A 9512-nucleotide genomic window follows, 5' to 3' on the forward strand; every position below is an offset into this window, starting at 1 on the left:
ACGCTTTTTGTTTTTTGTAGAAAAATGTATGCGTTTCATGTTGACAATGATAATCCTTATCAATTAAAGTAGAATAGTAGTTAATGATTATCATTATCAATTAGAGGTGAAGGAATGAAAAAATCTATTACGCTATTTACAGCGATTTTATCTATTTTTTTCTTGTTAATAGGTTGCAGTGCCAAAGGGGACGAAAAAGCGTCTGCAACCAAAACAGAAAAAGGAAAAGAGAAAATCGAAATTACCGACCTATCAGGAAGAAAGGTAACATTCGATAAAGTGCCAGAAAGTTTTGCAACATTAAGTATGGGGGACATGGATATTATTCATGCTTTAGGTGGAAAAATAGTAGGTCGCCCGGATACGAAATTAACTCTTCCAGAGGAGTTAAGGAAAGCACAAGTAATTGGGAATGCACATCAACCGAATTTTGAGCAAATTGCTAGTTTAAAGCCCGATGTACTTGTTGCTAACAATGGATTCCAAAAGAATGTGCCAACGGTTGAAGGACAAGGAACGCAAGTTATCATTTCTTCTGCGAATTCTGTACAAGATATTCAAAAAAATATTGAATTATATGGAACGGTAATGAAGAAAGAAGATAAAGCAAAAGAAATTAATCAAAAAATGAATGATCAAATGAAGAAATATGAGAAAAAGAGCGATGTGAAAGCATTGCTAGTGTATGGCGCACCAGGTACTTATTTAGCGGCATTACCAACATCTTTATCAGGTGATATTTTAGAAAAAACAGGCGGAAAAAATATTGCTTCTGATTTTCCAGAAACGAAAGAATATCCGCAATATGCACAGCTAAGTGTAGAACGTATTATTGAGGCGAATCCAGATGTGATTTATTTAATTACACACGGAGATCCAAAAAGTGTGAAAAAAGCATTCGAAGGCGAAATGATGAAAAATGAAGCGTGGAAAAATTTAGAGGCAGTAAAACAAAACCGCGTAGTTATTTTGCCACCTGATTTATTTGGATCTAATCCTGGTACAAAAGTTACAGAAGCAATGGACTTTATGTATAAAAGTATACAAGATGTAAGGAAATGATACGTATGGAAAGTAGTGAAGTAGTAAGAGAAAAGGAACATCCTTTTGCGAAAAAAAGATGGATAATAGCAGTTACTTTAGTTATATTAACAATCCTAGGTCTCTTGTACGGTCTTTTCGCAGGAAGTTTATCCTTTTCTATACGAGATATTTTAACAGGTATACAAGAGGAAGGTTCGACAGTTCATCGAATTGTATGGGATCTTCGCATACCGAGAGTGCTTATTGGGTTTATAGTAGGAACATGTTTAGCTGCATCTGGTACACTGCTACAAGGGGTTATGAGAAACCCTCTTGCAGATCCTGGTATTATCGGAGTTTCATCTGGAGCAGGCCTTGTAGCAATTGTCATCATGATTTTATTCCCACAGCATCTAGCTTTTTTACCACTAGGGGCGTTTTTAGGAGCTTTCATAACAGCGATGGTTATTTATGCTTTATCATGGCAAAAAGGGGCACCACCTTCAAGAATCGTCTTAGTAGGGGTGTCGATCAATGCATTAATTGGTGCAGCAACGTCAGCATTAATGTTATTACATAGTGACAAAGTACAATCGGTGTTACCGTGGTTAGCGGGCGGTATTGGTGGTGTAAGTTGGGCACATTTAAACATGATTATTTATTATGCAATATTCGCCATTATATTAGCTTTCTTTGGTATTAAGCATATTCGAGTGTTAATGCTTGGAGATGAAATGGCAAAGTTATTAGGACATAATGTGGAAAAAAGTCGGTTTTATTTAATCGTAGTAAGTACATTATTAGCTGGAATTGCAGTAAGTGTGTCTGGTCTTATTGGATTTGTCGGTCTTGTCGTACCACATATGCTACGTTTATTAGTTGGAAATGATTATAGATATTTGCTACCTTTATCATGCCTTGGCGGCGGGGTATTACTTGTTTTTGCGGATGCAATAGCTCGAAGTTGGTTTGACCCAATCGAATTGCCTGTTGGTATTTTACTGTCCTTCTTAGGTGGTCCGTTCTTCTTATATTTAATTCATAGAGGAGGAAAACAAAGTGATTTCCGTTAACAAAGTGTTTTACGCACACTCTGAAAGATTTCAAATGCAAAATATGAATGTACATATTAAGGTTGGAGAAATCGTTAGTTTAATTGGTCCGAATGGATCGGGAAAATCTACTTTGCTTCGTTTAATAGCAAGGCTACTGAAACAAAGCGAAGGGGACATCATTTTAGATGGGAAAAATATTCATATGATGAAGAGTGCTGATGTAGCGAAGCAATTAGCAATGTTACCACAAATGCATGATCATCAATTAGATTTAACAGTGAAAGAACTAATTGAGTTCGGAAGAGGTCCACATAAATCATGGAGTAGCCGCTTAAATAAAGAAGATGAAGAAATTGTTGATTGGGCATTGTCTGTTACAAATCTTGAAGGGTATGAATATCGTCTTTTACATTCTTTATCAGGAGGGGAACGGCAACGTGCTTGGATTGCGATGACGCTAGCGCAACGTACAAATGTCTTATTATTGGATGAACCAACAACCTTTTTAGATATCGTTCACCAGTTGGAAGTAATGGAACTTGTGAAACGATTAAATGAGGAGTTTGGAATGACAATTATAATGGTTTTACATGACATTAACCAAGCTGCTCAATATAGTGATCGTTTACTTGTATTAAAGCGAGGAAAGATTCAGTATGATGGTATACCAGAAGAAGTACTATGCCATGAAATGTTTCAACATGTATTTGGCATAGATGTAGATATTTTTCAGGGAAGTGACAAGCCTTTTTTTACACCGAAACGAATTTCTAAAAGGGGAGAAGAGCGATGCAAACAGAAGAGCGTATTACCACTGAATTAGTAAGAGAATTTGTTATGGCAGCTCACGGGGATTTAGAGAAAGTACAAGAGCTATTGGTTGAATCACCAAGCTTACTTCACGCCTCTTATAATTGGGGTGGATCAGATTGGGAAAGTGCGTTAGGCGCATCGGCACATGTAGGTCGTAAAGATATTGCTCTTTATTTACTAGAAAAGGGTGCTCGGATGGATATTTTTGCAGCAGCTATGCTTGGTGAATTAGAAGTTGTACAAGCTATTTTAGTAGCTCAACCAGAAGCATTGCGTGCATCTGGCCCTCATGGTATTTCTCTTCTTCAACATGCACGAATGGGTGGAGAGAAATCTAAGCGTGTATATGATTATTTAGCAATACTATCTTAATGAACGAAGGAAGTTCTTATGTGCGGTAAACTTTTCACTTGAAACAATTGGAAAGTTTACCGCCCGTTAGAACGGGATAAGTATCTAGTATATTTGAAAATCCTACACCCCCCTCAATTGTAGTTTTCTTTATGCTAGTTATGATATGGATGCAGTGGACAATATTTGTCTACTGCTTTTTTTAGTTATTTAGAATGAATATTGTGTATTTTATCGTTGGTTCATTTATCCCGCTATTTTCCAGGCAGTAAGACTCTTGCCTAAAAATTCAGTTAAAGCAAAGAAGTTAGACGGGAGATCCACTGCCCGTAAACGTCCGATTGGTAAAGGCTAATAATCAGTGGGGGTGAACAAAATTCCCCACTGATTAAAGTTTCACTTTATAATAAATAGTAACATACCGTATACATACAAAACATGATCGTGAAATGAAGAATAAATTAGTGGAAAGGAGTGCCAGCATGTTTCATACAGAACGTTTACAAATTCGCAAATATACAATGGATGATTTACAGTTCTACGCTTCACTATGGGGGAACGAGAAGGTAATGCGTTATATTGGAAATGGGACATTAAAAACATATATGCAGTGTAAAAAAAGTCTGGAGGAATGGGTGATTCCTAGCTATAAAAACGGTCTCGGTTTATTTGTATTGATTGAAAAGGAAACGGGAACAAGAATTGGTCATGCAGGGCTGGTAAAGCAGAAAATAGATGGAAAAGAAGAAATTGAAATTGGTTATTGGTTACTTCCTCAGTATTGGGGAAAAGGGTATGCAAAAGAAGCGGCGGCAGCATTTCGTGACTATGGTTTCCAAGCATTACGAATGAATAAATTAATTTCTCTTATTAATCCGAATCATCCTGCCTCAATATTTGTTGCTAGAAAAACTGGGCTCAGCTACGAGAAAACAACGTCATTTCATGGAATCGATGCTCTAGTTTATTCTATTAAGCGTGTTGGATGAAAAAATTACTTTTTTAAAGGTAAATTGCATTTTTTGAAGAATGGTATATGAAAATAAAGGGAGGGGTTACATGTACATTTATCATAATGGACTTATTATTCGTGAGGGAACGAGTAGTGTACCAGCATATGCAATTAAAGCTTTATTTGAAGATGCCGGTTGGAGTAATGATAATATCCCTTCTTGGCAAATTGAAAAATTTACGATAGCATTCGAAAATTCAACATGGGCTTTCACAATTTGGGATGAGGAAGAGATGATTGCGATGGTTAGAGTCATTTCTGATGGAATTATGATTGCGAACATAGTAAATTTAGTTGTGAAGTGTGAATATAGAGGGAAGGGATTAGGTAAGAAGCTTGTAGCTCTTTGCCTGCAAAAACTTCCCCACGGTGATTGGTTTGCGCATACATCAGCGAACAATTTTGATTTTTATAGAAGCTGTGGATTTGAAGTTAGAGAGCTATCGAGAAATGGAACATGTGCGTATTATGGATATCAAGTCGCAAAAAGAGATGGTCACCGATAAATGAATGGAAAGTAAAAAAGTATAGCGAGGTAATTTTGAGACTTTTGATAATAGAGAATGGATTGAGGCTCGTTTTATGATAAAATAAAAGAAAATTCTGTTTATTATTAGGGGGATAAAAATGAGTGTAAAAGCTGGGGATGTATTTAAATATGAAAGAAGATTTACTGAGGAAGAAGTTTTTGAATTTGCAAATATTACCGGTGATAAAGGTAGACACCATGTGGAATACGATGAAAATGGAAGATTAATGGTTCATGGTTTATTGACTGCTAGCATTGGGACGAAAGTGGGAGAAGAGTTACATTACATAGCAAGAGAATTAGTAAGTGAGTTTATTAGACCAGTTTTCACAGGAGATACGATCACTTGTGAACTAACTTTAACAAATGTTGAGCAAATGGAAGGCTATAAAAAAGTTTCAATCGAGTCAGTTTATCGCAATCAGCATGAAAAGACTGTACTAGTTGGGACAAGTTATGGAATTATAAGGGGATAAAAAGAAGCCTGTTTAACAGGCTTCTTTTTTATTATTTAGTAAACACGTTTTCGATTTTCTGCATAACTAGAGATGAGTAATAATGCAGTTTCTTCTCCTATATTACGAACAATATGAGGAACGCATGCATTCCATGAGAAAGAATCACCTTCTTCTACAATTGCAATATCCTCACCGTGCTGAACTTCTAATTTTCCGCGTAATACAAGGTGACATTCTTCCCCTTCATGGGCATTTGGTGAATTTTCTTTCGGGAATCCAGTAGGGATTTCTACTAAAGATAGGCGAAGGCCCCCTTGCTCCGCAACATGTTCAATTCTTTGCTCATCTTTGCCGTATACACTGTATTTCCGTTCTTCTTTTTTGACAATTTTTAATCGATCTTTTTGCTCTAACAATAAATAGGGAAGGGGAACGTTTAAAAAATTGGAGATCGTTTCTAAAGTTGAGATAGATGGTGATGTTTTATTATTTTCAACCTGACTCATAAATCCTTTAGAAAGACCTGTTCCCTCACAAATTTGTGCGATTGTTATGCCCCTACGTTGACGAATTTCACGTATTGCAGAACCAATATTCATAAAATCAAGCTCCTTTTTGTAAACAACTATTTGTATCATAGCAAAAAAAATATATTTTTTCCCAGTGAAAATGAATTGACGAATAAAAAAAATTAGTGTATGTTTTGTAATGTAAATAAAAGTTTTGTATAATAAAACTATAAAGGAGAGAAAGAAATGAATCAACATATTGGTAACTTAATTATTCGTATCGTGTTAGGGGTAACATTCTTCATGCACGGTTTAACAAAATTCCAATCAGGAATTGACAATATTGCAGGGTGGTTTACAAGCATTGGTTTACCAGGAGGACTTGCATACGGTGTAGCAACATTTGAATTAGTTGGAGGCCTATTATTAATTCTAGGTTTAGGTGTAAGATATATTGGATTATTATTTGCACTTGTTATGGTTGGAGCAATCGTAAAAGTGAAATGGTCAGCTGGTTTATTGGGAGATGGAAAAAATCCTGGTTTCGAATTAGAACTTGCATTATTAGCAATGGGTGCATATTTATTTGTTGCAAAAGCTGATGGTTTTGTAGATAATTTCTTAAAAGAAAAAATGTCAAAGAAGAACTAATTTAAATGGGGGGGCTAACAAGATGAGTTTTCAACTTCATCCCGATACAACACTTGATGTTGTTCATTTATACGTATCTAATGTAAAGAAATCACTAGAGTTTTATACGGAAGTACTAAGTATGAAGGTGCTAAAAGAAGAAGAAGCAGTCGTTACATTTGGGAATGAAAATGATGAACCACTTCTTATCATTGAAGAAAAGAAAGAAGCTTTTCCGAAACAAAGAGGAAGAACAGGGTTATATCATTACGCAATTTTATTACCAAGTAGGCAGGATTTAGCGAATGTTCTTCGTCATCTTGTAGAGATGGTATATCCACTACATGGCGGAGCCGATCATTACTTTAGTGAAGCTCTTTATTTAGCTGATCCAGATGGAAACGGGATTGAAATTTATCATGATCGACAAAAAGAAGTTTGGCGTGATGAGAATGGAGAACTCCCATTTGTTAGTAACCCGTTAGCTGGTGAAGAATTATTACAGCAAGGAAGTACATGGAATGGATTTCCAGCTGGTACTGTGATGGGGCATATTCATTTCCATGTAGCTGATTTAGAGGAAGCGAAACGTTTCTATGTTGATGGTCTTGGTTTTGAAGTAACGATCCCAGCTCGTAATGGAGCGTTGTTCGTATCAGCAGGTGGTTATCATCACCATATCGGTTTAAATACGTGGCAAGGTGAAGGGGTACCACCGCAAATGCCAGGTTCTGTTGGTTTAAAATATTTCACAATTGTACTAGCGGATGAAAAACAAAAAGAGCAAGTATGTGAAAGCTTAAAAAATATTGGCAAGATTGCTACGTACAAAGATGGAATATTACAAGTCGAGGATCCATTTGGACATTGTATCCATTTCAAAATAAAAGGAGAAGCCTAAAAAGGCTTCTCTTTTTTATTTTCTTATAATTGCGTTTTCGTTTTGTAAAAATAGTTCATCAAATTGTTTTGCAAGCTCAAAATCTAGTTTCGTTAAACCTTTTGCATTCCAAGATGACAAAGTAATAATAACTGCTTTATACTGGATAAGGATAAATGGATGGTGATTATGTTCTTCTGATAGTTTGGCGGCTTCAGAGACAAATTCGACTCCTTTTAAGTAGTCGGAAAACATATATTTTCGTTCAATCCATTTCTCATCTTTTACCATCCATTTATCTACCTTCAATAATTCCTCGTGAACTTCTTCTTCAGTTAATCTTAGCATCATTTTTCACATCCTTTACTGGAAGTAACGCAAGACCATTGTTAATAAGGCGTGTTACAGCTTCGTCAGTTGTGAAAGTAGAAAGTTGATGTAGTAATGCTGCAGATGTTTCATGCCCTTTGTTATGCTCTAAAAGTAACTCTAATACTTCAAGGCGCAGCAACCATTCTTTCGCATAAAATTTATTTAATACTTCTTGAATTGCTACTAATTGATCGATATGCGCTTCGTGTAAAATCCCCTCACTTCGAATATCTCGAACTGTTTGATACATACGTTCAAGTTCATTCAGTACAAGTGGAGCAGGAATTTCTTGAACTTCTTCATCCATTGGGAAAAATGCTGCTGCATCTGCGGCACCTGGGAATACTGAAGTGATTTGTGAGCCAACAGCCATATCAAATGCGCCCCATGAAGCATCAAATAAAACGCGGGCGTTATAAGTAACTGTGCAATCGATAAAGGAAATAAGAGCAATTTTCTTATCGTTTTTTACAATATCTGTTACTGTTCCTTTTACATGAATACCACTTGCAAAAGTAAACTCAGCGATAGTTCCAATTGTAATTCCTAATGATTGTAGTTGTTCGTCTGTACAATTTTCTAATGCAATATTTTCAGTGAGTAATCCAATTGGTGTTCCAAATCCGTCACTGTGTACAGAAGTAGAATGATTCGCTAACTGTTTATTATGAAGTGCTAATGCCGTTGGCGAATTTGTTCGCATGTAAATTAATTCACCTGCATCGTTTTCAATTGTCTCGCTAAATGTACCTGTAATTTGTAATCCGCTATTTAGCTCAGCTGTTGCATAGTTCTCAGAGCGAATTGCTTTTTCTAAACCTTCTTTTCCACCTGTTTTAAAGGCCATTGTTTTAGAAAATGTTTCAAGCGCATCTGTTAATTCTTCAAAGGACTTGCAAACGAATAGTTGTGGTTGCATTTTTGTTACGTCATAAGTTGTCCCTGTACATGCTTCGATAGAAAATGGAACTTTTTCTACAGCGTCTGTTAAGCAATGTTTGCTTTCGCCAACAGAAGAAAGGAGACCAGCACCATATATTTTTGGATCATCTATATTTCCAATCAATCCATATTCTACTGTCCACCAGAAAAGACGTGAAATTTGTTCAGCTTCTGATAAACCAGAAACTAAGTTTTGTTTTTCAATTACAGCATTTTCAGCAGCCTTAACTTCATCAGGAGTAGAAGTAGGGCTTTCTTTTACTATCGTTAATGTACGAACAGCTTCAAATGCATCATGTTCTTCTTTTGTAGAGAAAGCTTTTGCACCAATTTGCCCAAAACGTTTCACATATTTTGCATATGTAGGATCAAGTAAAATCGGTGCGTGTCCTGCGGCTTCGTGTACGATATCTGGCGCTGGTGTGTACTCGATATTTTCTACTTTCCGAATATCTGTTGCGATCGGTAGTAATCCGTGTCCTTGGAAATCGAAGAATGCTACGCCGGGAATAAGTCCGTCAATCGTTACAGCACCCCAGCCACTTGGTGCCAAACACTCATTCATTTCTTCTACTTTTGGAATTGAATCTATATTAATACCAGATGATTGTAGTCCGTTCACATAGGCTGGATGAGCAACGTCTTTTAAGAAGCTATGATTTTGTCTCATAATATAACGCCACACAGCGTGATTCACCGGTGTGTATTGATCATAATGTTGTGTGGATACGAATGGTTTTAAATGTGATGGAATTTCTGTTTTCTTTGTCATTTAGACATCCTCCTTTTTTTCAATAAAATTGAATATCGATTTCGTATAGCTTGTATCACCTCCTCGTATGATTAAGTTAGGTTTTTTAGGGACGGGATGTACCTATAAACCCAAGAGTATCTATTTTTATGAGATACTTAAATTTGTAGATAGAGTGTTGCCGACC

At 36.2% G+C, this 9512-nt stretch carries 12 protein-coding genes; 9 read left to right on the top strand and 3 right to left on the bottom strand.

Going from position 1 to position 9512, the window contains the following annotated elements:
- Positions 1-114: 114 nt before the first annotated feature.
- The 7 genes from ACTFR3_RS28720 to ACTFR3_RS28750 all read left to right on the top strand — a co-directional run bounded on the left by ACTFR3_RS28720 (position 115) and on the right by ACTFR3_RS28750 (position 5259).
- The gene (locus ACTFR3_RS28720; RefSeq protein ID WP_000748460.1) at positions 115-1062 is read left to right on the top strand and encodes an ABC transporter substrate-binding protein; all 948 of its coding nucleotides are present in this window, start codon (positions 115-117) and stop codon (positions 1060-1062) included.
- A gap of 5 nt (positions 1063-1067) precedes the next feature.
- The gene (locus ACTFR3_RS28725) at positions 1068-2096 is read left to right on the top strand and encodes a FecCD family ABC transporter permease (RefSeq protein ID WP_002041831.1); all 1029 of its coding nucleotides are present in this window, start codon (positions 1068-1070) and stop codon (positions 2094-2096) included.
- Entirely contained in the window at positions 2083-2901 is an 819-nt protein-coding gene (locus ACTFR3_RS28730) for an ABC transporter ATP-binding protein (protein ID WP_000626552.1), read from the top strand. The genes ACTFR3_RS28725 and ACTFR3_RS28730 overlap by 14 nt, the downstream gene beginning before the upstream one ends.
- Positions 2868-3263, top strand: a complete 396-nt coding sequence (locus ACTFR3_RS28735; protein WP_001192766.1) for an ankyrin repeat domain-containing protein — start codon at positions 2868-2870, stop codon at positions 3261-3263. Before ACTFR3_RS28730 ends, ACTFR3_RS28735 begins: the two co-directional genes overlap by 34 nt.
- Before the next feature lie 428 nt (positions 3264-3691).
- Positions 3692-4231: a GNAT family N-acetyltransferase gene (locus ACTFR3_RS28740; protein WP_004408018.1), complete on the top strand. Its 540-nt coding sequence runs from the start codon at positions 3692-3694 to the stop codon at positions 4229-4231.
- A gap of 70 nt (positions 4232-4301) precedes the next feature.
- Positions 4302-4760 (top strand): GNAT family N-acetyltransferase, encoded by a 459-nt coding sequence (locus ACTFR3_RS28745; RefSeq protein ID WP_000276126.1) that lies wholly within the window; start codon positions 4302-4304, stop codon positions 4758-4760.
- A 121-nt stretch (positions 4761-4881) separates the two neighbouring features.
- Positions 4882-5259 (top strand): MaoC/PaaZ C-terminal domain-containing protein, encoded by a 378-nt coding sequence (locus ACTFR3_RS28750; protein ID WP_000111564.1) that lies wholly within the window; start codon positions 4882-4884, stop codon positions 5257-5259.
- Between the two features lie 35 nt (positions 5260-5294).
- On the opposite strand, the gene ACTFR3_RS28755 is transcribed toward ACTFR3_RS28750, so the two are convergent.
- A complete protein-coding gene (locus ACTFR3_RS28755) occupies positions 5295-5840 on the bottom strand; it encodes a helix-turn-helix domain-containing protein (RefSeq protein ID WP_001020693.1) in 546 nt (181 codons plus the stop codon).
- A 156-nt stretch (positions 5841-5996) separates the two neighbouring features.
- On the opposite strand from ACTFR3_RS28755, the gene ACTFR3_RS28760 reads away from it, so the two are divergent.
- Together ACTFR3_RS28760 and ACTFR3_RS28765 are read left to right on the top strand one after the other, a co-directional pair.
- Entirely contained in the window at positions 5997-6401 is a 405-nt protein-coding gene (locus ACTFR3_RS28760; protein ID WP_001071553.1) for a DoxX family protein, read from the top strand.
- A gap of 22 nt (positions 6402-6423) precedes the next feature.
- Positions 6424-7281 carry a VOC family protein gene (locus tag ACTFR3_RS28765; RefSeq protein ID WP_000009840.1) on the top strand — a complete coding sequence of 286 codons (858 nt, stop codon included), beginning with the start codon at positions 6424-6426 and terminating at the stop codon, positions 7279-7281.
- A gap of 15 nt (positions 7282-7296) precedes the next feature.
- On the opposite strand, the gene ACTFR3_RS28770 is transcribed toward ACTFR3_RS28765, so the two are convergent.
- Together ACTFR3_RS28770 and ACTFR3_RS28775 are read right to left on the bottom strand one after the other, a co-directional pair.
- Positions 7297-7611 (bottom strand): 4a-hydroxytetrahydrobiopterin dehydratase, encoded by a 315-nt coding sequence (locus ACTFR3_RS28770; protein WP_000979538.1) that lies wholly within the window; start codon positions 7609-7611, stop codon positions 7297-7299.
- Positions 7592-9346, bottom strand: a complete 1755-nt coding sequence (locus ACTFR3_RS28775) for an aromatic amino acid hydroxylase (RefSeq protein ID WP_000163213.1) — start codon at positions 9344-9346, stop codon at positions 7592-7594. The genes ACTFR3_RS28770 and ACTFR3_RS28775 overlap by 20 nt, the downstream gene beginning before the upstream one ends.
- Between the last annotated feature and the right edge of the window lie 166 nt (positions 9347-9512).

The sequence above is a fragment of the Bacillus cereus group sp. MYBK14-1 genome, from assembly GCF_051916885.1.
Taxonomy (GTDB): Bacteria; Bacillota; Bacilli; order Bacillales; family Bacillaceae_G; genus Bacillus_A; species Bacillus_A cereus.

What these genes read in the sequence shown, in the direction of transcription:
- ACTFR3_RS28720 (WP_000748460.1), top strand. Translation starts at nt 115, where the DNA reads ATGAAAAAATCTATTACGCTATTTACAGCGATTTTATCTATTTTTTTC.
- ACTFR3_RS28725 (WP_002041831.1), top strand. Translation starts at nt 1,068, where the DNA reads ATGGAAAGTAGTGAAGTAGTAAGAGAAAAGGAACATCCTTTTGCGAAA.
- ACTFR3_RS28735 (WP_001192766.1), top strand. Translation starts at nt 2,868, where the DNA reads ATGCAAACAGAAGAGCGTATTACCACTGAATTAGTAAGAGAATTTGTT.
- ACTFR3_RS28740 (WP_004408018.1), top strand. Translation starts at nt 3,692, where the DNA reads ATGAAGAATAAATTAGTGGAAAGGAGTGCCAGCATGTTTCATACAGAA.
- ACTFR3_RS28745 (WP_000276126.1), top strand. Translation starts at nt 4,302, where the DNA reads ATGTACATTTATCATAATGGACTTATTATTCGTGAGGGAACGAGTAGT.
- ACTFR3_RS28750 (WP_000111564.1), top strand. Translation starts at nt 4,882, where the DNA reads ATGAGTGTAAAAGCTGGGGATGTATTTAAATATGAAAGAAGATTTACT.
- ACTFR3_RS28755 (WP_001020693.1), bottom strand. Translation starts at nt 5,840, where the DNA reads ATGAATATTGGTTCTGCAATACGTGAAATTCGTCAACGTAGGGGCATA.
- ACTFR3_RS28760 (WP_001071553.1), top strand. Translation starts at nt 5,997, where the DNA reads ATGAATCAACATATTGGTAACTTAATTATTCGTATCGTGTTAGGGGTA.
- ACTFR3_RS28765 (WP_000009840.1), top strand. Translation starts at nt 6,424, where the DNA reads ATGAGTTTTCAACTTCATCCCGATACAACACTTGATGTTGTTCATTTA.
- ACTFR3_RS28770 (WP_000979538.1), bottom strand. Translation starts at nt 7,611, where the DNA reads ATGATGCTAAGATTAACTGAAGAAGAAGTTCACGAGGAATTATTGAAG.
- ACTFR3_RS28775 (WP_000163213.1), bottom strand. Translation starts at nt 9,346, where the DNA reads ATGACAAAGAAAACAGAAATTCCATCACATTTAAAACCATTCGTATCC.